Source organism: Stenotrophomonas maltophilia group sp. P373 (assembly GCF_053295075.1).
In genome coordinates this window covers 1,072,592-1,097,351 of sequence record NZ_CM129994.1, presented here as the reverse complement: position 1 = coordinate 1,097,351, position 24,760 = coordinate 1,072,592, and the positions used below count along the sequence as shown (strand labels likewise).

The following is a 24,760-nucleotide window of genomic DNA, read 5'->3' as shown; positions in this document are numbered from 1 at the left end:
GCCGCCCCTGACCGGGCCTTCCGTGCCTGCCGCGCCCTTCGCGCACGGCATCGCGCCACCCTGCATCCTTCGAGGTAACTGCCATGGCCCAGCGCCATCGTGTCCGTTCGTCCCTGTCCCGTACCCTGCTGACCAGCGCCGTGCTGGCGGCTTTCGCCAGCCCCGCCTTCGCCCACGGTGACGCCGCCGGCGCACCGCAGACGCTGGACAAGGTGGTGGTCACTGCCTCCGGCTTCGAACAGAAGGTGATCGATGCCCCGGCCAGCATCAGCGTGGTCAGCCGCGAGGAACTGAGCAAGCGCCCCTATACCAGCCTGGTCGACGCGCTGCGCGACGTCGAAGGCATCGACGTGGGCCTGGAAGCGACCGACAAGAACGGCCGCGCCACCGTGTCGATGCGCGGCCTGCCGTCCGAGTACACCCTGGTGCTGATCGACGGCCGCCGCCAGAGCAATGTCGGCCAGATCTATCCGAACAACTTCGGTGGCGGCCAGTTCGCCTACCTGCCGCCGCTGGAGGCGATCGAACGCATCGAAGTCGTGCGCGGGCCGATGTCCACGCTGTACGGCTCGGACGCGATGGGCGGCGTCATCAACATCATCACCCGCCGCAACCAGGACAGCTGGCACGGCTCGGTCAGCCAGAGCTTCACCGTGCAGCAGGACGACCAGTTCGGCGATGCGCGCACCACCGACCTCTACCTCAGCGGCCCACTGCTGAAGGACCGCCTCAGCCTGGCGGTACGCGGCAGCTACTACGATGCCAAGGCATCCAACCCCGAATGGGATGCATTGTCCCTGCCCGACGGCAGCCTGTGGGAGCGCAGCATCGGCTTCGGCGGTGGCGGCAAGTCGGTCGCCAACACCAACTGGAATACCGGGGTGCGCCTGGACTTCCATGTCAACGATGACCACGAACTGTGGCTGGACTACGACGTGTCTCGGCAGAAGTACGACAACCGCGAAGGCCAGACCGGCACGCTGGACAGCCTGGCCAGCCTGTGGCGCGTCGGCAATGCGGTGATCCCCAACCCGAACGGCAGCGGCACCGTCACCCGCCGTGTGGTGCAGCCGCGCGTGGGCTACACCGCCTACCAGCGCTACGAGCGCGATCAGCTATCGTTGACCCACCAGGGCCGCTACAGCTTCGGCACCTGGCAGACTTCGCTGACCCACAGCAAGAGCAGCAATCTCGGCCGTTCTCTGCCGCTGACACTGGACGAGCGTGCCAACCTGCAGGCGCTGTGGAATGACGTCTGCCGTCGCACCGGCGCTTCCAACAACTGCGCGGCCGGCCGTGGCAATGCGCTGGCCGCACTCCATCCCAGCGAGATGGCGCGCCTGCAGGCGTTCCTGCCGCGCCCGCTGCGCACCATGGAGCTGGAAGGCTACGTGCTCGACACGATGCTCGACCTGGACTTCGGCGCACACAAGCTGACCGTGGGTGGCCAGTACAACAACACTGACATGGTCGATGGCGTGTTCGGCATGGATGGCGCTGGCTACCGCAGCAACACCAGGCAGAAGCACCGCATGTGGGCGCTGTTCGCCGAGGACAACTGGGCGCTGACCGACACCCTCACCGCCACCTTCGGCCTGCGCTACGACGACCACAACGTGTTCGGCAGCCACGTCAGCCCGCGTGGCTACCTGGTGTGGAACGCCAGCGATGCGTGGACCTTCAAGGGCGGCGTCAGCACCGGCTACAAGACCCCGCGACCGGACCAGCTGTTCCCGGGCATCACCGGCTTCGGTGGCCAGGGCGTGCTGCCGTTGGTGGGTTCGCCGAACCTGAAGCCTGAAACCAGCACCAACTACGAGCTGGCCGCCTACTACGAGGGCCAGCGCTGGGGCTTCAACGTCACCGGCTTCTTCAACACGTTCGAAGACAAGATCGCCAGCGGCGGCACCTTCCCCAACTGCGAAGTGGCGCGCGCCGGCAGCGGCTACTGCGTGGACATCGGCCCGGGTTGGGCGGCACTGGGCTACAGCACCTTCACCCAGAGCGTGAACATCGACAAGGCCGAGACCCGCGGTGCCGAACTGGCCGCGCATGTCGACCTGCTCGACACTCTGCAGCTGCGCGGCAACTACACCTGGACGAAGAGTGAGCAGACCAGTGGCGCACAGAAGGGGTTGCCGATCAGCGGCACCATGCCGGCAAGACACATGGCCAACGCCAGCCTCAACTGGCAGATCAATGAAGCGGTCAGCCTGTCGCTGATCGGTGAGGGCCGCTACGACCGCTACCGCGACACGCTGCTGGATGCCAACGGCGCCAGCAACACCCGCTACTACGAGGACTACACGATCTTCCATCTCGGTGGCAGCTGGAAGGCCACGCCCTGGCTGACGGTGAACGCGCGGGTCAACAACCTGCTCGACAAGGATTTCGTCTCGCAGTCGTGCCTGTTGATCAGCCAGAGCGAATTCAACTGCGTGGACGACTATGCGACCAAGGACCAGCGGCGCAGCTACTGGATTTCGCTGAACGCGAAGTTCTGATCGCCGCGCCCTGCTCCTGCTCCACGCATGGCGTGGATCTACCGATCGGTAGTGCCGGCCGCTGGCCGGCACCCCGGAATGCCTGCTCCGGGATACAGAACGACACGCAATTGCGAGCTATTCTCATCAATGATGTAATGGGCAGTCCCCGTCCGCTTCGAACCGTGCCGTGAGCCGTCCTGCCTCTTCCACCGTGCAGCAGCAACAGAACCGTGGCTTCTGGCTGCGGACGCTGCACCAGTGGCACTGGATCAGCTCGGCGGTGTGCCTGATCGGCATGCTGCTGTTCGCGGTGACCGGCCTGACTCTCAACCATGCCGCGAAGATCGAGGCCAAGCCCGAGGTGCAGAACCAGCATCTGAAACTGCCGGCCGCGCTGCTGGGCCAGCTGGGCACGCGCGAGGACGGCAACGCGCCGATTCCGCGCCCGGCTCGGCACTGGCTGGACACGCAGCTGGGCATCGCCATCGGTGGACGCCCGGCCGAGTGGTCGGCCGAGGAGATCTACCTGTCGCTGCCGCGCCCCGGTGGCGACGCCTGGCTCAGCATCGACCGCGAAACCGGCGCGGTGGAGTACGAATCGACCTCGCGCGGCGTGGTCTCCTACCTCAACGACCTGCACAAGGGCCGCAACGCAGGCCCCGCATGGGGCTGGTTCCTGGACCTGTTCGCCGTGGCCTGCCTGGTGTTCTGCATCACCGGCCTGTTCCTGCTGCACCTGCATGCGCGGCAACGGCGCATGACCTGGCCGCTGGTCGGCCTCGGCCTGATGATCCCGCTGTTGATCGCCCTGCTGCTGATCCACTGACTTCCACCGTGAATTCCATCCGTTCCTCCGGAGCCGCCCCATGCGCGTCACCCTGACCATCGCCCTCAGCGGCCTGCTGGCCACCTCGCCGGCCTATGCCACCACCCTCGACATCAACGTCGAAGTGCCCAAGCTCAACGTGGCCGAGTACCACCGCCCGTATGTGGCGGTGTGGCTGGAAGGCGCCGACCAGAAGGTCGCGGCCAACCTGTCGGTCTGGTACCAGCAGACCAGCAACAGCGAGGGCCACGGCACCAAGTGGCTGCCCGACCTGCGCCAGTGGTGGCGCAAGAGTGGCCGTACCCTGCAGGTGCCGGTGGACGGCGTGACCGGCCCGACCCGCCCGGCCGGCAAGCACGCGCTGTCGTTCAACGACAGGCAGCCGGCACTGAAGCAGCTGGCCCCCGGCAACTACACCCTGGTGGTCGAAGCAGTGCGCGAAGTCGGCGGCCGTGAACTGCTGAAGATCCCCTTTACCTGGCCGGCCACCGCCGCGCAGAGCGGCAAGGCGCAGGGCGCCACCGAACTGGGTCAGGTCACCCTCGCCGTCAAACCGTAATTGTCTGAGCCGGGGTCGGATCCCTTCCACAGGAAGGGCTCTGACCCCATCGCCACATCCCCGGGATCAGAGCCCTTTCCGTTGGAAAGGGATCCGACCCCTTCCAACTGGAGTCTTCCGCATGAAGCGCACGCTCGTCCTCGCCGCCGCCCTGGCCGCTGCCCTTCCCTTCTCCGCCCTGGCCCACAAGGCCTGGCTGCTGCCCTCGCAGACCGTGATCGCCGGCAATGCACCGTGGATCACCGTCGACGGTGCGGTCTCCAACGACCTGTTCTACTTCAACCACGTGCCGCTGCGGCTGGAATCGCTGGTGATCACCGCGCCGGACGGCAGCACCGTGCAGCCGCAGAATGCCTCGACCGGCAAGTACCGCAGCGTGTTCGACATCGAACTGAAGCAGCCCGGCACCTACCGCATCGCCTCGGTCAATGACGGCCTGTTCGCCACCTACGAGCAGAACGGCGAGCGCAAGCGCTGGCGTGGCAGCGTGGCGACCCTCGGCGAACTGCCCAAGGACGCGAAGAAGCTCGAACTGAGCCAGTCGGTGGGCCGCGTGGAGACCTTCGTCACCAACGGTGCGCCGAACGACACCGCGCTGAAGCCGACCAACCGCGGCATCGAGCTGGTCGCCGTCGGCCACCCGAACGACCTGTTCGCCGGCGAGGAAGCCACCTTCCGCGTGCTGGTCGATGGCAAGCCGACCGCTGGCCTGGAGTTCGAGATCGTGCGGGGTGCCACCCGCTACCGCAACGCACAGGACGAACTGAAGCTCACCAGCGACGCCAGGGGCGAGATCAAGGTGACCTGGCCGGAAGCCGGCATGTACTGGCTGGAAACCGGCACCGAAGACAACAAGACCTCGGTGAAGCAGGCCGCCAAGCGCCGCCTGAGCTACGTCGCCACGCTGGAAGTGTTGCCGCAGTAATAGATGTGGACCGCGATGCCGGGCAGACCCCGGCATCGTGCCTGCGGTAGACCACCATGACCGATCCCCAGCTCGACATCGCCCGCCTCGGCGGCACCACCATGGGCACCACGTGGAGCGTGTCGCTGGTCGCGCCGCGCCAGCGCGACCTGCATCCACTGCATGCCGGCATCCAGGCGCGGCTGGATGCGGTGGTGGCGCAGATGAGCACCTGGGAGCCCGGCTCGAACCTGAGTCGCTACAACCGCGCCAACGCGGGCCAATGGTGCGTGCTGCCGGCCGAGACCCGCCACGTTCTGGCCTGCGCACAGGCCATCGCTGCCGCCAGTGGCGGCGCCTTTGATCCCACCATCGGTCCGCTGGTTGCGCTGTGGGGCTTCGGTGCACACGCCGGCGAACGCCGCCTGCCCGACGACGCTACCCTGCAGGCCACGCGCGAGCGCTGCGGTTGGCAGCGCCTGCAATGGCGCGGCGATGCGCTGCAGCAGCCGGGCGGACTGCAACTGGATCTCTCTGCGATCGCCAAGGGCTTCGGCGTCGATCACGTGGCTGCCTGGCTGCGTGGTCAAGGCATTGCGGCAGCGCTGATCGAAGTCGGCGGCGAGCTGGCCGGCTACGGCCGCAAACCGGATGGCCATCCCTGGCGCGTGCTGGTGGAATCGGCGCCGGAAGAGGATGCGCAGACCGATACTCCGCCACGGGTGCTGGTACTGGAGGGCAAGGCGGTGGCCACCTCCGGCGATCGCTGGCACCAGTACCGGGTCGATGGCGAGGCCTACAGCCACAGTCTCGATCCACGTACCGGCACGCCGGTGCGCCAGGTCGCCGCAGCGGTCACCGTGGTGGCAGACGATGCCATGCACGCCGATGCCTGGGCCACCGCGCTGACCGTCCTCGGTCGCGAACAGGGCATGGCACTGGCCGAGCGCGAAGGCCTGGCTGCACGCTACCTGCACCGTGCAGCAGATGGCGCGCGGGAGTTCCTCAGCAGCGCCTTCCAGCGCCTGCTCGACGAGCAGGATGCATGAGCACCCGGCCGTCACGCGCATGGCTCGGCAACGGCCTGGTCCTGCTTCTGCTGGCGCTGATCGGTTGGGCGTTGCTGCGCCTGCATCTCGGCGAAGCGTGGTGGCACGGCGCGCCGCCGGCACGGCAATCGCAGATCGCCATCATCGCCACCGCGCTGTACGCGCTGGCCTGCGCAGCCCTGTGGTGGCGCACTCGTCCGCGCGATGATGCGGCGTCCGCCGATACCGCACCGCTCCTGCTGGTCTGGTCCAGCCAGACCGGCTTTGCCCGCGAACTGGCCGAACGCAGTGCCGAGGCCCTGCGTGGTGCCGGCGTGCCGGTGCGTGTGCGCGGACTGCACGAGGTAGATGCAGCGTTGCTGGCCGACAGCCAGCGCGCGCTGTTCATTGCCAGCACCACCGGCGAAGGCGATCCGCCCGACCACGCCCTACCGTTCCTGCGCGGGGTGATGGCCACGCCGCCTCCGTTGCAGCACCTGCACTACGGCGTGCTCGCACTGGGCGACCGCAGCTACGGCCACTTCTGCGGATTCGGCCACCAGCTTGACCAATGGCTGCGCCAGCACAGCGCGCATCCGCTGTTCGATGCGATCGAGGTCGACAACGCCGATCCGGCAGCGCTTCGTCATTGGCAACAGCTGCTGGGACAACTCGGCGGCGGCGCCAGTGAACTGCCCGACTGGAGCCCGGCCGAATACCAGCCGTGGACGCTGCTGCAGCGCGAACATCTGAACCCGGGCAGCCCCGGCGGTCCAGTGTACTGGTTGCGCCTGCGGCCACCGGCCGGCGCAGATGTGCAGTGGCAGGCCGGCGACATCGCCGAGATCGGCCCGCAGCATGCGTCGCACACCGTGCGTGCCTGGCTGGACGCACAGCGCTTCGATGCGGACAGGGTGCTGGACGACGGGCAGACGTTGCTGGCACGCGTCGCGCGCTCGCACCTGCCTTCATTGGTTCCCCCGGGTGATCTGCCCGCGCTGCTGGCGACCCTGCAGCCGCTGCCGCATCGCGAGTACTCCATCGCCTCAGTGATGGCCGACGGCGCGGTGGAGCTGCTGCTGCGTCGCCAGCTTCGCGCCGATGGAACACCCGGCATCGGCAGCGGCTGGCTGTGCGACCACGCCGCACTTGGCGAACCGGTGCAGCTGCGCCTGCGCCGCAACGACAATTTCCACGGCGTCGCCGCCGAGGTACCGCTGCTGCTGATCGGCAACGGCACCGGCATCGCCGGCCTGCGCGCACACCTGCACGAACGCGTACGCAGTGGCGCGCGCCGTACCTGGCTGCTGTTCGGCGAGCGCACCGCCGCGCATGACTTCCATTTCGGCGAAGAGCTGCAGGCGATGCTGGCCGACGGCACGCTGGCGCGGCTGGATGCTGTGTTCAGCCGCGATGGCGGTGTGCATCGCTATGTGCAGGACCGCCTGCTGGCCGAAGCAGCAACACTGCGGCAGTGGGTGGATGAAGGCGCGACGATCCTGGTCTGTGGCAGCCTGCAGGGCATGGCCCCGGCGGTGGATGCGGTGATCGAGCAGGTGCTGGGGACTGCGGACAAGGAAGCGCTACTGCTGGCCGGTCGTTACCGGCGCGATGTGTATTGAGGTTGCCCCATCCACGCATGGCGTGGATCTACTGAACGGCGTGTCCAGGCAGGGTGGCAACCGCAGTGCAAGTAGATCCACGCCATGCGTGGATGGTACCCACCGGCGCCCAGGAATCATCCCGCCGCACTCACCCTGATCGCCAACAACTCGCCCCCGCCCTGCAACTCGTGCCGCTGCCGTTCACCCGCTGACAGCCACGCGGTATCGCCAGCGTGCATCGGCGGCAGACCGCTGTCAGCCCCAAATTCGGCATGACCGGCCAACAGGTAAAGCGCCCAGGCAACACCTGGTTCGCAGAAGAAGAACATGCTGCCCACCAGTGGCCGGTGCAGGAGTTCGGCGTGCAGCAGGTCGCGCCTCCACATCAGGTTGAAGTCGTGGGTGGTGCCGTCGACCAGTTCGCCGTGCAGCGTTTCCTCGCCGGCAAAGCGCACGCGCCCGTGCGGCGGCAGGACTTCCGCCACACGGCCATCCTCGAAGCGAAGACGCACGCCATTGCCCTGCAGCAGCACCAGTTCGCGCTCCACGCCGGGGAAGGCGGAGAACGCCGCGTCCTGCTCGATCTCGGCCACGGACAGGCGCAACGCCCAGTCATCCCCCTGCGCGGGCAGGCGCAGGATCTCGCGGGTCCAGCCCAGGCCGTTGCGCCAGCGTTCGCGGCGGTAGTCCAGGCGTGAGATGACCTGGCTCGGAGTGTGCAGCAGGGAGTCGACGTTCATCGGCGCATTGCATCACGCCGCGCGCCATCGTGCATCACCGCGTGGCCAGCGTGCCCTGGCCGCCGCACCCGCCGGCCAGCAGCTGCGAGTGTTTCAACCAGTCCTGGTCGGGGTAATAGGCGAACACCATCGTGCCGCCACGCAACGCATCGATCAGTGGCTTGGCCACCGACAGGCGCACCGCCGGACAGCCCAGGCTGCGGCCCAGCCGCCCCTGCAGCTGCGCGGTGGCCGGGTTCACATACGGCGCGCCGTGGATGACGATCGCGCGTTCGCGCGCGCGGTCATTGAAGCCCGGCTCCAGCCCGGCCAGGCGCAGCGAATATCCATTACCGCCCATGTAGGTCTCCTGTGCGGTGAACGCGCCGAGGCTGGACATGAAACTGCCATCGCGGTTGGAGAAGTGCTCGGTGCGGTTCTCGCCGCTGTTGCGGCCATGCGCCACCCATTCCTCGAACAGCAGGCGCTGGTGGGCCAGGTCGAACACCCACAGGCGCGGCTCGGTGGACGGCCGCGAGTAGTCGATCACGCTGAGGCGATCACCGTTGACGCCCAGCTCCGGACGCTGCAGCGCGCAACGCATGGCGCGCGCCGCCAGCTGCAACACGTGGCGGTCGGCCTTGGGCGCACTGCGCGACAGCAGGGCAGCCAGATCATCGGCGCTGGTGGCAAGGGCGGGCGTCTGTGCCAGCGCCGGGGCGCTGGCCGAGGTCGCCAGCAGGCCGAACGCGGCCAGCCGGCACAGGCAGGATGCAGTCATGGGCACAACGAAGGGACTCAGTTGCCCTTGAGGGTGGACCCTGGCGGCTCGGATTCCAAGACCGGCTGCATTCCGGATTCAGCCGGGCTTGGGCGGACCGCCGGCAGCGAGGTGACCAGCAGGGTCGTGCCCGGCACCAGCACCTGGTACAGCTGGCGGGCGAACTCGGCCGGCAGCGCCATCGGCAACGAGGGCGTGGCCAGCAGGTCCGGCGTGGCCCGGGCACGGTCCTGGCCCAGCAGCGGATAGGCCGTCCACTGGTGCAGGCGCTGGTTCGCGTCCAGCGGGCTGGGCGTATCGCTGAAACCCTGCCCCATCACGAACAGGGTGGTGCCCTGGAAGGCCGGCAGCGCGTCGGCCTTCAGCGGCGACTCGCCGATCATCACGCCATCGCGCAGCACGTACAGGCGCTGGTCGTGCAGGCTGACCAGGATGCCGACCTGCCCGGTCGGCGCCGCGCTGCCGTTCCACCAGGCCTGTGCCGGCGCCCCACCCTCCGTCTCCGGCAGGACCTGGCCGCGTGCATTGACCGGTGCCAGCACCGACGGATAGGCCAGGGTCATCGGCGAGCTCTTGGCATCGGCCACCACCACCGTGTCGCCGCGCTGGGTTTCGCTGAACAGCTTCTGCGCGAAGGCCTGCGGCAGGCGCACGCAGCCGTGCGAGGCCGGATGCCCGGGCAGGCTGCCGCCATGCAGGGCGATGCCGTCCCAGGTCAGCCGCTGCATGTACGGCATCGGCGCGCTGTTGTAGAGGTTGGACTTGTGGTCCTTGTCCTTCTGCAGGATGGTGAACACACCGGTCGGTGTCTCGTGCCCGGCCTTGCCCGAGCTGATCGTGGTCAGGCCGATGGCAATACCGTTGCGGTAGACGTAGGCACGCTGCTCATCGAGGCTGACCACCAGCACGATCGGGCCGGTCGGCGAGATTTCCGGATGCCACAGGTATTCGCCCGGCTTCAGGTCGGTCGGCCCGCGCACTTCGGCGGTGCCGGCAGTGGCAGCTGCGGGCTTGGCAGCCGGTGCCGGCGCAGCGGCATGGGCCAGCAGCGGCAGGGCCAGTGCCAGGGCGAGCATCAGGGTGGTGGGGCGGTGCGGAAGCATCCTGCGGGGGTCCTTTCCATGCGGTGCAGCCACCGTACACCATAGGCCCGTGGTGGCCGCGGCAAAACCAGGCGCCGGAAATGAAACTGCCCGGCGACACAGCCATGTGTCGTACCGGGCAATCGTTACGTCCTTGTCGGCCTGCTGCCGCCCCCTCGCATCCTGCGCTGTGGGGGCAGCGTTGCATCCTGCACGCGGCCGCGTCTGTCCTGTTTGTATCTCAGCCCCTTCCACAGGTCTGTGATGCCACCATCCTGGTGATTGGTGCCGCATCCTGCGGCGGTCGGTGGTCACGGCCGTCCTGTCCGTGACCGCTGAACCAGCCTCCTGCCGGTTCCGACGATTCCTGCTGTCAGCGCCTGGGTACGGTCCGCACCGGTACCGATCCGGGTACCGGATCCGCCGGCAACAACCTGTTGCCTACGGTGATCCGCTGTCGATTCCGTTCGACGATCGCTTTCCCTATCCCCTTCACCTGCGCCAGGTCCTCGACGCGATGAAATGGGCCGTGTCTGCGCCGGTGCTCGACGATCGCCTCGGCCTTGGCGGCTCCGACCATCGTCAATCCCTGCTGCAGCGCCTGGGCATCGGCGCGGTTGATGTCGATCGGTTCGGCGGCATGCGCCCCAGCGATCCCCACTACCAGCACCAGTGCCCTCAACACGACACTCCAAGGCACGACGTGTATCTCCCTGTGATTCTGGCCGCCCCGACCGGCAATCCCGTCGGCAGGAACAGTGTCCGTCACCACATGTGCACAGCCTATCGGTTTCCCGGATTTCCGTAAGCCAGCCAAATACCCGACGTGATGTAGGAAAAACCCTACCCGTGGCACAGGCGTAGAATGGCCGGATCAGCCCATGCAACCGGAGTTTCAGATGGACAGCGCCAAGCTCGGCCAATTCGTCAATGACAAGTGGGACAGCGAAATCGTCCCGCAGTTGGTCGACTACATCCGCATTCCCAACAAGTCGCCGATGTTCGACGCCAATTGGGTGCAGAACGGCTATATGGAACAGGCGGTCACCCTGATGGAGAACTGGGCCAGGGCCCAGCAGCTGCCCGGCCTGAAGGTTGAAGTGGTGCGCCTGGAAGGCCGTACCCCGCTGATCTTCCTGGAAATTCCAGCGACCGGCGCCGAAACCGGCGACGACACCATCCTGCTCTACGGCCACCTGGACAAGCAGCCGGAAATGACCGGCTGGGACGACGACCTCGGCCCGTGGACCCCGGTCCTGCGCGGCGACAAGCTGTATGGCCGCGGCGGTGCGGACGACGGCTACGCCATCTTCGGCTCGCTGGCCGCGGTGCTGGCACTGCAGGCCCAGGGCCTGCCGCACGCCCGCTGCGTGGTGCTGATCGAGGCCTGCGAAGAGTCCGGCAGCTACGACCTGCCGGCGTACGTCGACCACCTGGCCGAGCGCATCGGCAAGCCCTCGCTGGTGGTCTGCCTGGATTCGGGCTGCGCCAACTACGACCAGCTGTGGTGCACCACCTCGCTGCGCGGCCTGACCGGCGGCAACTTCACCGTGAAGGTGCTCAACGAAGGCGTGCATTCCGGCGATGCCTCCGGCGTTGTGCCGTCCAGCTTCCGCCTGCTGCGCCAGCTGCTGTCGCGCATCGAGGACCAGGACACCGGCCGCATCCTGATCGACGGCATGAACGTCGAAATCCCGGCCGAACGCCTGGAACAGGCCAAGCGCGCGGCCGAAGTGGTCGATACCGAGATCTTCGAGAAGTTCCCGATGGTCGACGGCCTGCGCCCGATGAACGAGGACCTGACCGAACTGGTGCTCAACCGCACCTGGCGCCCGGCCCTGTCGGTCACCGGCGTGGGCGGCATGCCGCCGCTGGAATCGGCCGGCAACGTGCTGCGCCCGCAGACCTCGGTGAAGCTGTCGCTGCGCCTGCCGCCGACCGCCGATGGCAAGGCCTGCGGCGAGCTGCTGAAGGAAGCGCTGCTGCGCGACCCACCGAACGGCGCGCAGGTCACCCTGGACCTGGAAAAGGCCTCCACTGGCTGGAACGCCCCGGCCATGGCGCCGTGGCTGACCCAGGCCATCGACGATGCCAGCCAGGCCTTCTTCGGCAAGCCGGCAATGTACATGGGCGAAGGCGGCTCGATCCCGTTCATGGGCATGCTCGGTGAGAAGTTCCCGGGTGCGCAGTTCATGATCACCGGCGTGCTCGGCCCGCACTCCAATGCGCACGGCCCGAACGAGTTCCTGCACATCCCGATGGGCAAGAAGGTCACCGCCTGCGTGTCCAAGGTGATCAGCGAGCACTACGCCGCCAGCCTGCGTGGCGAGACCAGCGGTTCGCCGGTGGCTGCCGACAGCGGCACCCGCCACGGCGACCACGGCTGCTGCTGATCCGGCACCGGTGACGGACGCAGCCTGGCCTTGCTAGGCTGCGTCCACACTCAAGCGGAATCCGCGCGCATGAATGGTCTGTTCGGCAGCAGCAGCTGGTTGTACATCCTGCTGGTCGGCTTCTTCGTCGGCCTGCTCGGGCGTTTCTTCATGCCCGGCAACAACCGCATGGGCTGCCTGCTGACCATCGTGCTGGGCATCCTCGGTGCACTGCTGGCCGGTTGGTTCGGCCAGTACATGGGCTGGTACGCCCCCGGCGAACCGGCCGGTTTCCTCGGTGCGGTAGTGGGCGCGGTGGCCGTGCTGGCCGTCCTGCGCCTGTTCAGCGGCCGCCGCTGACCCCGTCCCTCCTTCCCCTCCTGTTCCCGACGTTGGCGCGCCCAGCGCCCCCGGATATGCCCGCATGACCGAACCCGCCTCCGATCCCCAGCGCAGCGCGCGGCGCCTGCAGTGGGCCCGTACCCAGCTCGACGATGCCAGCGCGGTGGTCGAGCGCGCTTCGGTCGATGCCGGCATGCGCAGCTACTGGCGCACGACCAGCACCCGTGGCAGCCACATCGTGATGGACGCCCCACCGGGGCTGGAAGATCCGCGGCCGTGGCTGCGCATGCGCGGCCTGCTGCACGACCACGGCCTGCGCGTGCCTGCATTGCTGGCGCAGGACCTGGAGGCCGGCTTCCTGCTGCTGGAAGATCTCGGCGGCCCGACCCTGGCCAGGATCCTCGACGCGCGCAACGCCGATGAATGGTTCGGCCGCTCGATCGAACAGCTGCTGCGCCTGCAGGCGATTCCGGTACCGGCCGACTTCGGCCAGTTCGGCGAAGCGCTGCTGCAGCGCGATGCCGGCCTGTTCGACGAATGGTTCCTGCAGCGTCACCTGAACCTGGAACTGGACTGCGGTGAGCTCGAGGGGCTGCAGCTGGTACATCGCCGGTTGATGGACAACGCGCTGGGCCAGGCCCAGCTGATGACTCACCGCGATTACATGCCGCGCAACCTGATGCCGGTCGACGACGGCCCCGCGGTGCTGGATTTCCAGGACCTGGTGCGTGGCCCGATCGCCTACGACGCGGTGAGCCTGTTCAAGGACGCCTTCCTGAGCTGGCCGCTGCAGCGCGTTGACGAGTGGCTGGCGCAGTACCACGAACGCGCGCGCGACGCCGGCCTGCCGGTGCCCGACCGCGCCACCTTCCTGCGCGATGCCGACTGGATGGGCATCCAGCGCCACGTGAAGATCCTCGGCCTGTTCTGCCGCTTGCGCTACCGCGACAACAAGGGCCATTACCTGGACGACGCACCGCGCTTCATCGGCTATCTGGATGAAGTGCTGCCACGCTATCGCGAGCTGGCGCCTCTGCAGCAGCTGCTGGAAAGCCGCATCAAGCCGGCGCTGGCCGAACTGGGCGCACCGATGCGCGTGGCCCGATGAAGGCGCTGGTCTTTGCCGCCGGGCTCGGCGAGCGCATGCGCCCGCTGACCCTGCACACACCCAAGCCGCTGCTGGAAGTGGCCGGCAAGCCACTGATCGTCTGGCACCTGGAGCGCCTGGCAACGCTCGGCGTGCGCGAGGTGGTGGTCAACACCGCGTGGCTGGCCGAGCAGTTCCCGGCGACGCTGGGTGATGGCAGCCAGTGGGGCCTGCGTCTGCATTTCCTTTACGAAGGGCAGACCCCGCTGGAAACCGGCGGCGGCATCCTCAACGCATTGCCGGTGCTGGGCGATGCCCCGTTCCTGGTGGTGAACGGCGATATCTGGACCGATTTCGATTTCGCCACGCTGCCGCGCGAGCCGCAGGGCCAGGCACACCTGGTGCTGGTCGACAATCCGGTTCAGCACCCGAACGGTGACTATCGGCTGGATGCACAGGGCCTGCTGCACCACGACCGCGCAGGGCCATGCCTGACCTATGCCGGCATCGGCGTGTACCGCCCCTCGATCGTGGCCGACTGGCGCGCGGTGATCGGCGATGCGCCGGGCAGCGAGCGGCTGCCGCCGAGGTTCTCGGTGGTGCCGCTGCAGAAGCATTTCATGGCGCAGGGGTTGATGACGGGGCAGCACCATCGGGGGCGTTGGACCGATGTCGGGACCGTGGATCGCCTGCGCGCGCTGGATGTGGAGCTGGCGGCGAACGGCTGAGCCCCTCGTGGTTGGTCGCGTAAAGCGGATCGCGTGCTTGGCCGGGCGGGTGGGCCATGCAGGGGACGCTGCAAGTCCCCCCCGCAACCTGAGCCACCCCGCCTCCCCTCAGGAAGCCAGCTTTTGACGTTGCTGTTGAAGCTGCCGGCCAGCGGCCGGCACTACCGCGGGTGCAGGGCGCAGCCCTGCAAACAAACCCCACCCTCAGTAGCGGGGCCGGCCTTCTTCCAGCACCTGGCGCAGGAACGGCACGGTGATCCGCCGCTTCGCCGCCAGCGATTCGCGGTCCAGCCAGTCCAGCAGGGTGATCAATCCACCCAGCTCACGGCCGGTGTGCGACAGCAGCCATTCGATGGCCGCTTCGTCGATGGCCAGGCCACGTCGCAGTGCACGCTCGCGCAGCACCGCAGCACGACCTTCCTCATCCAGCGGCTGCAGCAGCACGCGCACGCACTGGCCCAGGCGCGAACGCAGGTCCGGCAGCACCAGGCCCAGCTCGCCCGGTGCCTTCTGCGCCGTGTACAGCACGGTCACACCTGCAGCGCGCGCGCGGTTGTGGAAATCAAACAGCGCGATCTCGTCGTCGCGATTGCCGGCAACCTCGTCCAGCCCGTCCAGCGCCACCAGTTCGCGTGCGTCCAGCCCATCCAGCGCTGCACGGACGCGGCCTGCTGCGCTGGCCAGTGGCACGTACGTCGGCAGGCGCCCGGCCTGCTCGGCGCTGGAGCACATCGCCAGCGCCTGGTGGGTCTTGCCGGTTCCCGCCGCACCTTCCAGGTAGACCCAGTCGTGGCTGGCACCAACCGCGATCGCGCGCAGCTGCGCCAGCGCGCCGTCCGGCGCGCCGATGAAGGTCTCCAGGCGCTGGTCCCGCGGGTAATGCAGGGCCAGCGGCAGTTGCGGCACACCCATCACTTCAGGTCGGGGCCCTTGTCGTTCGGAACGATGATATGGGGGGCGTCCACTACGCCATCAAGCACGATCGCCGGCTTCTCGCCCACGTACAGCTCGCTCTGGCGGTAGCGCTGATGCGCATAGCGCAGCAGCACGTTGGTCACCGCCGCCACCGGCAGCGCCAGCAGCATGCCGAGGAAGCCGAACAGCTGGCCGCCGGCCATCACCGCAAAGATCACTGCCACCGGGTGCAGGCCGATCTTGTCGCCGACGATACGCGGGGTCAGCACGTAGCTTTCCAGCAGCTGGCCCACGGTGAACACCACGCCCACCAGGATCAGCAGCTTCAGGTCGAAGCCCTGCGCCTGCACCAGTGCCGCGATCACCGCCATCAGCACGCCAGTGGTCGCGCCCAGGTATGGGATGAAGCTGATGAGGCCGGCAATCAGGCCGATCAGCAGGCCCAGCTTGAGGCCGACCAGCGACAGGCCGCCGGCATAGATCACGCCCAGCGCCAGCATCACCAGGAACTGTCCGCGGATGAACGCCCCCAGCACCTCGTTGGACTCACGCGCCAACGCGCTGATGGTGCCGATGTGGTTGCGCGGAATCACCGACGCCACCCGCTCGACCAGCTTGTCCCAGTCGCGCAGGAAGTAGAACGCCAGGATCGGCAGCAGCAGGATGTTGACCACCCAGGTCACCATCGCAAAGCCCGAACGCGAGACGTAGCCCATGAATGTGGTGGCGAAGCCGCCGGCCTGCTGCCAGTGGCTGCGCACCCATTCGATCAGGCGGTCCGGATCCAGCCACTGCATCACTTCCAGGCCGGTCTTCTGCTCGAACCAGGGGATCCCCTTCTCCATCAGCCACGCCTGTGCCTGCGGCGCGACCGCAATCAGGGTGGTGATCTGGCGCTCGATCATCGGCACCAGTACCAGCAGCAGCGCCACGATCACCAGCACCATCGCAGCGAACACCAGCACCACGCCGGTCATGCGCGAACGGCCGGTGGCCTCGATGCGGTCCACCAGCGGATCGCCCAGCCACGCCAGCGCCAGCGCCAGCACGAACGGGGTCAGGATCGGTGCCAGCAGCCACACCACCCAGCCGACCAGGCCGGCGAACAGGATGTACTTCAGGCGGCGCAGGAACTGCGCGATTTCGGCTTCCGGGGTCAGGGTCATCGCAAGCGGTACTCGTTGCTGACCGGCGCGGCCACCGGGGCACCGGTGGTGTCATCGATCGGGGTCGGCAGGGCCGGCAGCGTCGCGCTGGGCACCAGCACGCCATTGTCGCCCAGCATGCGGTTGAAGCCGGCCAGGCCGGTGGTCATCTCCAGGCTCAGCTCCAGCTGGCCGGCCGAAGCGTGCAGCGGGGTGACGTTGCGCACCACCGGCACCTCGCGCAGGCCGGCGGCAAGGCGCAGGTAGTCGTCGGCACTGTTGATGCCGGTGACCACCACGCGGTAGGTCCCGGCCTGGCCGACGGCGGCACCCGCCTTGGCATAGCGCCTGACCAGCGCGTCGGCGGCGCCGTCGGCACCGGCGGCCATCGCGCGCATGGCGTTGGCGTCCTTGCTGGTCCACTTGTTCAGCTCACGGCCGTTGTCGACAAACACCCAGTCCGCCTGCCAGCCGCCGTTGGCGCGGTAGAGCTTGCCGATCAGCTGCATCGGCGGCGCGTAGCGCGACGAGGCGCGGGCCACGGCGGCACTGTCCTGGCGCCAGATGGCACCGGCCAGCGCCTGTTCGGCGGCACCGCCGCTGGGCAGGCCAAGCTTGTAACCCCGCTCGATGGCGCGGTTCAGCAGCGGGCGGGCGGCGTTGGCCTGCTGCACGCTGACCAGGCGCGGGCCACTGCCGTCGTCGACGGCCAACCACACCACCGGCTTCGGCCGCGGCTGCGGCCACAGCGGCAGACCCAGCGCCGACACCAGCGAGTCAACGTCATCCTCGCGGAAGCGGGCCACCAGCAGGGTCCTGAAGCTCGGCGCGCCGCTGGCGCCCACGCTCTGGTCCTGCTTGTAGTCGTAGCTGGCCACGTAGTCCTTGGCGTTGCGCAGCGCCTGCACCACGCCGGGGCGGGACATCACGTTGCGGTCGCCGGACAGTTTGCCCAACACCACGCTCAGGGCACGGGCCAGGGCGCCGTTGCGATCGGCTTCGGCCTGGCTGTTGACGGGCACTTCGGCCTCGTACGCACCCGAGGCGGTGGCAACATCTCCCTCGGTGCGCAGGCCGCTCTGGGCCATCGTGGCCACCGGCAGGCTCAGTGCAAGGAGCAGGGTCAGAATCAGGCTGCGGCGCATCAGGACATCCATTGGCTCGACGAATCCGGGGGAATTGTTGCCCGAATACGGCCTTTGCGCCAATGCGGCCTGTTAAAATCGCTCGTTCAACCCCTGCCAGCGCCGACGCCCGTGACCAACACCCCGTCTTCCGCCCCCTCCCCCCTCACCTACCGTGACGCGGGTGTCGACATCGACGCCGGCAACGCGCTGGTCGAGCGGATCAAGCCCCTGGTCAAGCGCAGCTTCCGCCCGGAAGTGATGGGCGGCCTGGGCGGCTTCGGCGCCCTGTTCGACCTGTCCAACAAATACCGCGAGCCGGTGCTGGTGTCGGGTACCGACGGCGTGGGCACCAAGCTGAAGCTGGCCCACCAGCTGAACCGCCACGATACGATCGGCATCGACCTGGTCGCGATGTGCGTGAACGACGTGCTGGTGCAGGGCGCTGAGCCGCTGTTCTTCCTGGACTACTTCGCCACCGGCAAGCTGGACGTCGATACCGCCGCGGCGGTGGTGGGCGGCATCGCCAACGGCTGCACCGAGGCCGGCTGCGCGCTGATCGGCGGTGAAACCGCTGAAATGCCCGACATGTACGCCCCGGGCGAGTACGATCTGGCCGGCTTCACGGTGGCTGCGGTCGAGAAGAGCGAGCTGAAGGACGGCGCCAGCGTGGCCGCCGGCGACGTGCTGATCGGCATCGCCTCGTCCGGCCCGCATTCCAACGGCTACTCGCTGGTGCGCCGCATCTACGACCGCGCCGGCCGCCCGGCCGATCTGGAACTGGAAGGTGGCGTGAAGCTGGTCGACGCACTGATGGCACCGACCCGCCTGTACGTGAAGCCGATCCTGTCGCTGCTGAAGTCGCACGGCGATGCCATCCACGGCATGGCCCACATCACCGGTGGCGGCCTGACCGAGAACATCATCCGCGTGGTGCCCGATGGCCTAGGCCTGGACATCCAGGCCTCGTCCTGGACCCTGCCGCCAGTGTTCCAGTGGCTGCAGAAAGAAGGCGCGGTCGCCGACAGCGAGATGTGGCGCACCTTCAACTGCGGCATCGGCTTCGTGCTGATCGTGGCAGCGGAGCAGGTCGCTGCCGTGTCCGAGGCGGTCCAAGCCCAGGGCCTGGACCACTGGACCATCGGCCAGGTGGTCACCGCCGAAGGCGCCGAACGCGTCCGCATCGGCTGAACCCGACCCCGAGGAGCCCGCATGGACGCAACGCCCCCCCTGGCACCCACCCCGGTACCGCCGCCGTTGGCGGCCGTGCCGGTCTTCAGCAGGCAGGACGCCGACCACCTACGCGCGCTGTCCATCGCGCACTATGTGTTCGGTGGCCTGATCGCGCTGCTCTCGCTGTTTTTCATTCTGTACATCGTGCTCGGCATCAGTGCGCTGAGCGGCCATCTGCCGATGAACTCCGGGGGCCAGCCCTCGTCGCCGGCCGAACAGCGCCTGTTCGGCTGGGTGTTCACGGTGCTGGGGACCGTGTTCGTCGCCGGTGGCCTGGGCATGGCCGCATTCGTCATCCAGGCCGGACGCTGCCTGGCCCAGCGTCGTCGCCACCTGCTGTGCCTGATCGTGGCCGGCCTGCTCTGCCTGTGCGCGCCGCTGGGCACCGTTCTGGGGGTATTCACCCTGGTTACGCTGCTGCGCCCGCAGGTCAAGGCCGCCTTCGATGCAAGTGGTGCAACGACATGACGACACCCGGCGCACCACCGCCGCTACCACAGCAGACCCTGGCGCAGCTGCAGCTGGCCAGCCACCTGCAGACGCTGAAGGTGCTGTTCTACGCGCTGGCGGTTTTCCACTGGATGGCCGCGCTGGCGTTCCTCGGTTTCATCGGCCTGGTCGCCAGCTCACGCGGGCTGGCCGATGGCGCGGTACTGGCCACGGTGTACGGGGTCATTTCGCTGTTGGCGGCCGCGCTTGGCGTCGTGCAGCTGCACACCGCACGCCTGCTGTCGCGCCGCACCGGGCTGGCCTGGTGCCAGCGCGCGGCCTGGCTGGCGGTACTGGCTGGCCCGCTGGGCATGGCCCTGACCGCCTATGCCTGGGTGTTCCTGTCCAAGCCTGACATGGCCGCACTGTTCGACCGCGGCGACCATCTCAGCGTCTGAGCTTGCCGGCAGACGCCCCCCTTCCTGATCGACTTCCCATGTCCGCGCCTGCCCTCTCCACGACCGCCTCGCCTGCCGCTTCCCGTTTCACGGGCCCCAAGAAGCTGGCCTTCGCCGCCGTGCTGGCGGTGTTCGCGATCAGCTGGATCCACCCGCTGTGGCCCACCGAGCAGGCCCTGCACAGCACCCTGACCGTGATCGGGCTGGCCGCACTGCTATGGGTCGACCGCCGGGGTGGCTGGCTGGGCAACGGTGCCTTCATCGCGATCTGCGGCTTCATTGCACTGCACTGCGTGGCTGCGCGCTGGCTGTACTCGAACGTGCCCTACGACGCATGTGCGCAGGCGCTGACCGGCTGGTCGCCGAATGCGGCGTTTGGCTGGCAGCGTAATCATTTCGACCGGCTTATCCACTTCCTGTTCGGCGTCTGCTTCACGCCTGCGCTGCTGCAGCTGGCACGCCATGCCTGGCCGGCGCTGCGCCGCGGCCAGGCTTTCACCCTGGCGGTGATGGCAGTGATGTGCGCCAGCCTGGTCTACGAGTGGTTCGAGTGGGCCATCGCGCTGGCCCTGTCGCCGGACGCCGCCGAGGCCTACAACGGGCAGCAGGGCGACATGTGGGACGCCCATGCCGACATGCTGCTGGCGACCGTGGGCAGCCTGCTGAGCTGGCCGTTGATCCGCCGGAGTGCCGCGCAATGACCGCGCCCACCCGCATCGCGGTGCTCGCCTCTGGGCGCGGCAGCAACCTGCAGGCCATCCTCGATGCCATCGCGGCCGGGCGCCTGCCCGCCGAGGTCGTCGGCGTGTTCTCCGACCGCCCGGCCGCCGCCGCGCTGCAACGGGTCGGCGCCAGCCTGCGCTGGGCACATGCGCCGAAGGAATTCGACGACCGCGCCGCCTACGAGCAGGCCTTGGGCGATGCACTGGCCGCGGCCGCGCCGGACTGGATCGTCTGCGCCGGCTACATGCGCATTCTCGGCGCCGCCTTCGTGCAGCGCTTCAATGGCCGCCTGGTCAACATCCACCCCTCCCTGCTGCCACTGCACAAAGGGTTGGATACGCATGCGCGGGCTTTGGACGCCGGCGATGCCGAGCACGGGGCCAGCGTGCATCTGGTCGTTCCCGAACTGGATGCCGGCGCCGTGCTGGCCCAGGTACGGGTACCGGTGATGCCCGGCGATGACGCCGACAGCCTGGCCGCGCGCGTGCTGGCGGTGGAGCATCCCCTGTTGATCGCCACCCTCCAGCTGCTGTGCGCCGGCCGCCTGACTGAACGGGAGGGGCAGCCGCACCTGGACGGTCACCCCCTGTTTAGCCCACTGGCCCTAGATTCCGCCGGGAACCTGAACCGGTAACGCCCACGCACACGCCCCGCTGACTGCGGGGCTGGCATCCTGCCCCCCTCCTGCAGCTCCTGTCCTCCATGAAGACCACGACCCTGCTGTCCACTTCATTGCTGCTGTCGCTTGTCGTGCTTCCCGGCGTGGGTTGGGGCCAGGTGCAAGCGCCTGCGGCCCCTGCGCAGCCGGCGCCTGCAGTCCAACCGCCTGCGGAACCGGCCGTGCCGATGCCGCCGGCGCTGGCCTGGGAGCCGCCGCCGCTGCAGCCGTTCACCGCGACCTACCAGGCCTTCTACAAAGGCAAGGAGGCCGGCGACGCCAGCATGCAGGTCACCCACACCGGCGGCAACCAGTGGCGGGTGGACATGCAGGTGGTCGGCCGCCGCGGCTTTGCCAGCGTGCTGGGCCTGAACATCGAACAGAGCACGGTGTTCGAAGAGCGCAGCGGCGTCTATGCGCCGCTCAGCCAGAGCACGGTGCGCAAGGGCCTGTTCCTGGGCAAGAAGGCGGTCGGCACGTACAACTGGCAGGCCGGCACCGCGCAGTGGAGCGGCGACGTCAAGAAGGAACGTGCGCAACCGATCCCGCTGCAGCCGGGCGACCAGAGCGCGCTGCTGATCAATCTGGCGATCATGCGTGATGCCCGCCCGGGCGCCACCATGCATTACCGCTACGTGGACATGGGCAAGGTCCGCCAGCACGACTACCAGGCCGCGCCGCAGACCGAGAACGTCGAGGTCGGCGACCTGTCCTACAACGCGCTGCGGGTCTACCGGACCAACGGCGGCAACAACGAAACCATCCTCTGGATCGCCAACGGTGTCCCCACCCCGGTGCGCATCCTGCAACGCGAAGACGGCGAAGACCGCGTCGATCTGCGCCTGATCGAGTACCAAGGAGTCTGAGCATGAGCACCCTGACCCGCCCCCTCACCTGGATCGCTGCAGCCGCACTGTCGGTGGCCAGCCTGCCGGCCATGGCCTTGCAGCCATTCAAGGCCGATTACCTGGCCAGCTACATGGGCATGCAGGCCAATGGCAGCATGACGCTGAGCAGCGAGGGAGCCAACAAGTGGCGCTACACGCTGCAGGTGAAGAACCAGCTGGCCGACCTGAGCCAGAGCACCGTATTCGAAGAGGTGCGCGGCCAGCTGCGCCCGCTCAGCAGCCAGGACCGTTCGGCCCTGCTGGTGAAGAAGCGCAATGTGCAGGCCAACTACAACTGGACCAGCAACCAGGCCACCTGGACCGGCGACATCAAGCCGGACCGTGCGGGCCCCATCGCGTTGAAGACGGGCGACATGGACGCGCTGCTGATCAATCTGGCGATCGCCCGCGACCTGGCCGCCGGCAAGCCGCTGACCTATCGCATGGTCGACGAAGGCCGCATCAAGAACATGACCTACCGCGTGATCGGCAAGGAATCGATCACCGTGGGCGGCAAGAGCTACGAGGCCACCAAGGTCTCGCGTGCCGACGGCAACAAGGAGCTGATCGCCTGGATCGTGCCGGAATTCCCGGTGCCGGCGCGCATGCTGCAGCGTGAGAGCGGCCGCGATGCGCTGGACCTGACCATCAAGGCGATGAACTGAGCGCCCGGGGTCGGATCCCTTCCCAACGGGAAGGGCTCTGACCCCGACAGCGACCCGGCGCCTTCATCCACGCATGGCGTGGATCTACCGTAAAAAAACGCCCGCTTTCGCGGGCGTTGTTCTTACTTCTTTTGCTCGGCCGCGGCCGGCTTGAACTCGGTGCGGCAGTCCACGCGGATCTGCTCGCCGGTGCTGCGCCAGACGAAGGTGCGGCAATGGCGGTTGCCGTCCTGGCTGTCGTTCACCGCGACCGCGTAGAACGATTCGATGATCTCGTCACGCGAGACCGTGCCGTCGCCATTCCAGTCCATGTCCTTCTGCTCGATGCCCTGGGTGATGGCGATGTTGGCGTACCAGGCATAGCCCAGCCACGCCAGCACGATCAGCACCAGGGCCAGCAGCGCCTTGCGGCGCGGGCTGAACTTGCCGCGCAGGATCATGGCACGCGCCGGATGGTGGCGCCGAGCGAAGACAGCTTCTCTTCGATGTTCTCGTAGCCACGATCAAGGTGGTAGATGCGGTCGATGGTGGTCTCGCCGCTGGCCATCAGGCCGGCCAGGATCAGCGAGGCCGAGGCACGCAGGTCGGTGGCCATTACCGGCGCACCGCTCAGGGTCTCGCTGCCACGCACGATGGCGGTGTGGCCTTCAACCTGGATGTCCGCGCCCAGGCGCAGCAGTTCGTTGACGTGCATGAAACGGTTCTCGAAGATCGTTTCGTTGATCACGCCGACGCCGTCGGCCACGCAGTTGAGTGCCATGAACTGCGCCTGCATGTCGGTCGGGAATGCGGGGTACGGCGCGGTGGTCAGGTTGACCGCCTTCGGCCGCTTGCCCTGCATGTCCAGGGTGATGGTGTCTTCGGTGGTCTCGATCTTCGCGCCGGCCTCGACCAGCTTGGACAGCACCGCGTCCATGGTGTTCGGGCGCGCACGGTTGACCGTGACCTTGCCGCCGGTCATCGCCGCAGCGACCAGGAAGGTACCGGTTTCGATGCGGTCGGGCAGCACTTCGTGGCGGCCGCCGGACAGGCGCTCGACGCCTTCGATGACCAGGCGGGCAGTGCCCAGGCCTTCGATCTTCGCGCCCAGCGCGATCAGGCAATGCGCCAGATCGGTCACTTCCGGTTCCATCGCGCAGTTGTCGAGGATGGTGGTGCCTTCGGCCAGCACCGCGCCCATCAGCACGTTCTCGGTGCCGGTGACGCTGACCATGTCGAAGGTGAAATGGCCGCCCTTCAGCCGCTTGGCAGTGGCCTTGATGAAGCCGTTCTCGACCACGATCTCGGCACCCAGCGCCTGCAGGCCCTTGATGTGCTGGTCGACCGGACGCGAACCGATCGCGCAGCCGCCGGGCAGCGACACTTCCGCCGCGCCGAAGCGGGCCAGCAGCGGGCCCAGCACCAGGATCGAGGCGCGCATGGTCTTGACCAGCTCGTACGGTGCAACATGCTGGTTGACCGAGCGCGGGTCGACCACGATCGCACTGCCACGCGACAGCGTGCCCTGGTCGATGGTGACCTTGGCACCCAGCTCGCCCAGCAGCTTCACCGTGGTGACCACGTCGTGCAGGTGCGGCACGTTGGTGATCTCCACCGGCTCATCGGCCAGCAGGGTCGCGCAGAGGATGGGGAGGACGGCGTTCTTGGCGCCGGAGATGCTCACTTCACCGTGCAGCGCAGCGCCGCCGGTCACAACGATCTTGGCCATGTATTCGGGATCTTCTGCGGTTCAGCCGGCTTCGGCCGGGGTCACGGTTTTCAGTGCCAGCGCGTGGATCGCGCCGCCCATCAGGTCGCCCAGCGTGGCATAGACCATGCGGTGGCGGGCCAGCGGCATCTTGCCGGCGAAGGCCTCGCAGACCACGGTCGCTTCGAAATGCACGCCATCATCGCCCTGCACATCGGCGCGGGCGCCAGGCAGGCCGGTTTCGATCAGATTGCGGATGGTGTCGGCGTCCAACGGGCTTTCCTAATAAAATGTGCCTCCATTCTACTTCCGCTGCGT

Annotated in this window: 27 protein-coding genes; 17 read left to right on the top strand and 10 right to left on the bottom strand. The window is 67.9% G+C overall.

Going from position 1 to position 24,760, the window contains the following annotated elements:
- Positions 1–83: 83 nt before the first annotated feature.
- The 6 genes from ACSYHF_RS05080 (at position 84) to ACSYHF_RS05055 (ending at position 7,425) form a co-directional block, all read left to right on the top strand.
- Positions 84–2,504, top strand: a complete 2,421-nt coding sequence (locus tag ACSYHF_RS05080; RefSeq protein ID WP_447576124.1) for a TonB-dependent receptor domain-containing protein — start codon at positions 84–86, stop codon at positions 2,502–2,504.
- Positions 2,505–2,673: 169 nt separating this feature from the next.
- The gene (locus ACSYHF_RS05075) at positions 2,674–3,312 is read left to right on the top strand and encodes a PepSY-associated TM helix domain-containing protein (RefSeq protein WP_447576123.1); all 639 of its coding nucleotides are present in this window, start codon (positions 2,674–2,676) and stop codon (positions 3,310–3,312) included.
- 40 nt (positions 3,313–3,352) lie between these two features.
- The gene (locus ACSYHF_RS05070; protein ID WP_180885530.1) at positions 3,353–3,871 is read left to right on the top strand and encodes a DUF2271 domain-containing protein; all 519 of its coding nucleotides are present in this window, start codon (positions 3,353–3,355) and stop codon (positions 3,869–3,871) included.
- A gap of 121 nt (positions 3,872–3,992) precedes the next feature.
- Complete coding sequence (locus ACSYHF_RS05065) at positions 3,993–4,796, top strand: DUF4198 domain-containing protein (RefSeq protein WP_447576122.1); 804 nt, start codon at positions 3,993–3,995, stop codon at positions 4,794–4,796.
- Positions 4,797–4,852: 56 nt separating this feature from the next.
- Positions 4,853–5,824, top strand: coding sequence for an FAD:protein FMN transferase (locus ACSYHF_RS05060; protein WP_447576121.1), 972 nt, complete (start codon positions 4,853–4,855; stop codon positions 5,822–5,824).
- Positions 5,821–7,425: a sulfite reductase subunit alpha gene (locus tag ACSYHF_RS05055; RefSeq protein WP_188238752.1), complete on the top strand. Its 1,605-nt coding sequence runs from the start codon at positions 5,821–5,823 to the stop codon at positions 7,423–7,425. Before ACSYHF_RS05060 ends, ACSYHF_RS05055 begins: the two co-directional genes overlap by 4 nt.
- Before the next feature lie 116 nt (positions 7,426–7,541).
- Here ACSYHF_RS05055 and ACSYHF_RS05050 read toward each other — a convergent pair whose 3' ends face one another.
- The 4 genes from ACSYHF_RS05050 to ACSYHF_RS05035 all read right to left on the bottom strand — a co-directional run bounded on the left by ACSYHF_RS05050 (position 7,542) and on the right by ACSYHF_RS05035 (position 10,689).
- Positions 7,542–8,147 (bottom strand): HutD/Ves family protein, encoded by a 606-nt coding sequence (locus ACSYHF_RS05050; RefSeq protein ID WP_447576120.1) that lies wholly within the window; start codon positions 8,145–8,147, stop codon positions 7,542–7,544.
- 34 nt (positions 8,148–8,181) lie between these two features.
- Positions 8,182–8,907, bottom strand: a complete 726-nt coding sequence (locus tag ACSYHF_RS05045; RefSeq protein WP_447576119.1) for a murein L,D-transpeptidase catalytic domain family protein — start codon at positions 8,905–8,907, stop codon at positions 8,182–8,184.
- Positions 8,908–8,924: 17 nt separating this feature from the next.
- Positions 8,925–10,010, bottom strand: coding sequence for a L,D-transpeptidase (locus tag ACSYHF_RS05040; RefSeq protein ID WP_447576118.1), 1,086 nt, complete (start codon positions 10,008–10,010; stop codon positions 8,925–8,927).
- A 352-nt stretch (positions 10,011–10,362) separates the two neighbouring features.
- Complete coding sequence (locus tag ACSYHF_RS05035) at positions 10,363–10,689, bottom strand: ComEA family DNA-binding protein (protein ID WP_032953992.1); 327 nt, start codon at positions 10,687–10,689, stop codon at positions 10,363–10,365.
- Positions 10,690–10,888: 199 nt separating this feature from the next.
- On the opposite strand from ACSYHF_RS05035, the gene ACSYHF_RS05030 reads away from it, so the two are divergent.
- From ACSYHF_RS05030 to murU, 4 genes are all read left to right on the top strand, one after another.
- A complete protein-coding gene (locus tag ACSYHF_RS05030; protein WP_088496714.1) occupies positions 10,889–12,382 on the top strand; it encodes a M20 family metallopeptidase in 1,494 nt (497 codons plus the stop codon).
- A 69-nt stretch (positions 12,383–12,451) separates the two neighbouring features.
- Positions 12,452–12,721, top strand: coding sequence for a GlsB/YeaQ/YmgE family stress response membrane protein (locus ACSYHF_RS05025; protein ID WP_005415577.1), 270 nt, complete (start codon positions 12,452–12,454; stop codon positions 12,719–12,721).
- Between the two features lie 64 nt (positions 12,722–12,785).
- Positions 12,786–13,811: an aminoglycoside phosphotransferase family protein gene (locus ACSYHF_RS05020; RefSeq protein ID WP_119706065.1), complete on the top strand. Its 1,026-nt coding sequence runs from the start codon at positions 12,786–12,788 to the stop codon at positions 13,809–13,811.
- Entirely contained in the window at positions 13,808–14,518 is a 711-nt protein-coding gene (murU, locus tag ACSYHF_RS05015; protein ID WP_111127011.1) for an N-acetylmuramate alpha-1-phosphate uridylyltransferase MurU, read from the top strand. The genes ACSYHF_RS05020 and murU overlap by 4 nt, the downstream gene beginning before the upstream one ends.
- A 204-nt stretch (positions 14,519–14,722) precedes the next feature.
- Here the strand turns inward: murU and hda are convergent, their stop codons facing one another.
- The 3 genes from hda to ACSYHF_RS05000 are packed head-to-tail and all read right to left on the bottom strand — an operon-like array spanning position 14,723 to position 17,735.
- The gene (gene hda, locus ACSYHF_RS05010) at positions 14,723–15,430 is read right to left on the bottom strand and encodes a DnaA regulatory inactivator Hda (RefSeq protein WP_005415574.1); all 708 of its coding nucleotides are present in this window, start codon (positions 15,428–15,430) and stop codon (positions 14,723–14,725) included.
- On the bottom strand, positions 15,430–16,599 hold the full coding sequence (locus ACSYHF_RS05005; protein ID WP_053500214.1) for an AI-2E family transporter: 1,170 nt from the start codon (positions 16,597–16,599) through the stop codon (positions 15,430–15,432). Before ACSYHF_RS05005 ends, hda begins: the two co-directional genes overlap by 1 nt.
- Entirely contained in the window at positions 16,596–17,735 is a 1,140-nt protein-coding gene (locus ACSYHF_RS05000) for a DUF2066 domain-containing protein (RefSeq protein ID WP_447576117.1), read from the bottom strand. The genes ACSYHF_RS05005 and ACSYHF_RS05000 overlap by 4 nt, the downstream gene beginning before the upstream one ends.
- Positions 17,736–17,834: 99 nt before the next feature.
- Between ACSYHF_RS05000 and purM the strand changes: the two genes are divergently transcribed.
- The 7 genes from purM to ACSYHF_RS04965 all read left to right on the top strand — a co-directional run bounded on the left by purM (position 17,835) and on the right by ACSYHF_RS04965 (position 22,755).
- Positions 17,835–18,893 carry a phosphoribosylformylglycinamidine cyclo-ligase gene (gene purM, locus ACSYHF_RS04995; protein ID WP_053500215.1) on the top strand — a complete coding sequence of 353 codons (1,059 nt, stop codon included), beginning with the start codon at positions 17,835–17,837 and terminating at the stop codon, positions 18,891–18,893.
- A gap of 21 nt (positions 18,894–18,914) precedes the next feature.
- On the top strand, positions 18,915–19,403 hold the full coding sequence (locus ACSYHF_RS04990; protein WP_061480736.1) for a hypothetical protein: 489 nt from the start codon (positions 18,915–18,917) through the stop codon (positions 19,401–19,403).
- A complete protein-coding gene (locus ACSYHF_RS04985; protein ID WP_005415569.1) occupies positions 19,400–19,822 on the top strand; it encodes a hypothetical protein in 423 nt (140 codons plus the stop codon). Before ACSYHF_RS04990 ends, ACSYHF_RS04985 begins: the two co-directional genes overlap by 4 nt.
- Positions 19,823–19,860: 38 nt before the next feature.
- Positions 19,861–20,523, top strand: coding sequence for a DUF2238 domain-containing protein (locus ACSYHF_RS04980; RefSeq protein WP_447576116.1), 663 nt, complete (start codon positions 19,861–19,863; stop codon positions 20,521–20,523).
- On the top strand, positions 20,520–21,179 hold the full coding sequence (gene purN, locus ACSYHF_RS04975) for a phosphoribosylglycinamide formyltransferase (RefSeq protein WP_065185831.1): 660 nt from the start codon (positions 20,520–20,522) through the stop codon (positions 21,177–21,179). The genes ACSYHF_RS04980 and purN overlap by 4 nt, the downstream gene beginning before the upstream one ends.
- A gap of 68 nt (positions 21,180–21,247) precedes the next feature.
- Positions 21,248–22,069 carry a DUF3108 domain-containing protein gene (locus tag ACSYHF_RS04970; protein WP_005415566.1) on the top strand — a complete coding sequence of 274 codons (822 nt, stop codon included), beginning with the start codon at positions 21,248–21,250 and terminating at the stop codon, positions 22,067–22,069.
- Positions 22,070–22,071: 2 nt separating this feature from the next.
- The gene (locus ACSYHF_RS04965) at positions 22,072–22,755 is read left to right on the top strand and encodes a DUF3108 domain-containing protein (RefSeq protein ID WP_005415565.1); all 684 of its coding nucleotides are present in this window, start codon (positions 22,072–22,074) and stop codon (positions 22,753–22,755) included.
- Positions 22,756–22,877: 122 nt separating this feature from the next.
- On the opposite strand, the gene ACSYHF_RS04960 is transcribed toward ACSYHF_RS04965, so the two are convergent.
- The 3 genes from ACSYHF_RS04960 to ACSYHF_RS04950 are packed head-to-tail and all read right to left on the bottom strand — an operon-like array spanning position 22,878 to position 24,715.
- On the bottom strand, positions 22,878–23,195 hold the full coding sequence (locus ACSYHF_RS04960; protein WP_053500219.1) for a hypothetical protein: 318 nt from the start codon (positions 23,193–23,195) through the stop codon (positions 22,878–22,880).
- A complete protein-coding gene (gene murA / locus ACSYHF_RS04955) occupies positions 23,192–24,463 on the bottom strand; it encodes a UDP-N-acetylglucosamine 1-carboxyvinyltransferase (protein WP_005415563.1) in 1,272 nt (423 codons plus the stop codon). Before murA ends, ACSYHF_RS04960 begins: the two co-directional genes overlap by 4 nt.
- 21 nt (positions 24,464–24,484) lie before the next feature.
- The gene (locus tag ACSYHF_RS04950; protein WP_005408396.1) at positions 24,485–24,715 is read right to left on the bottom strand and encodes a BolA family protein; all 231 of its coding nucleotides are present in this window, start codon (positions 24,713–24,715) and stop codon (positions 24,485–24,487) included.
- Positions 24,716–24,760: the final 45 nt, after the last annotated feature.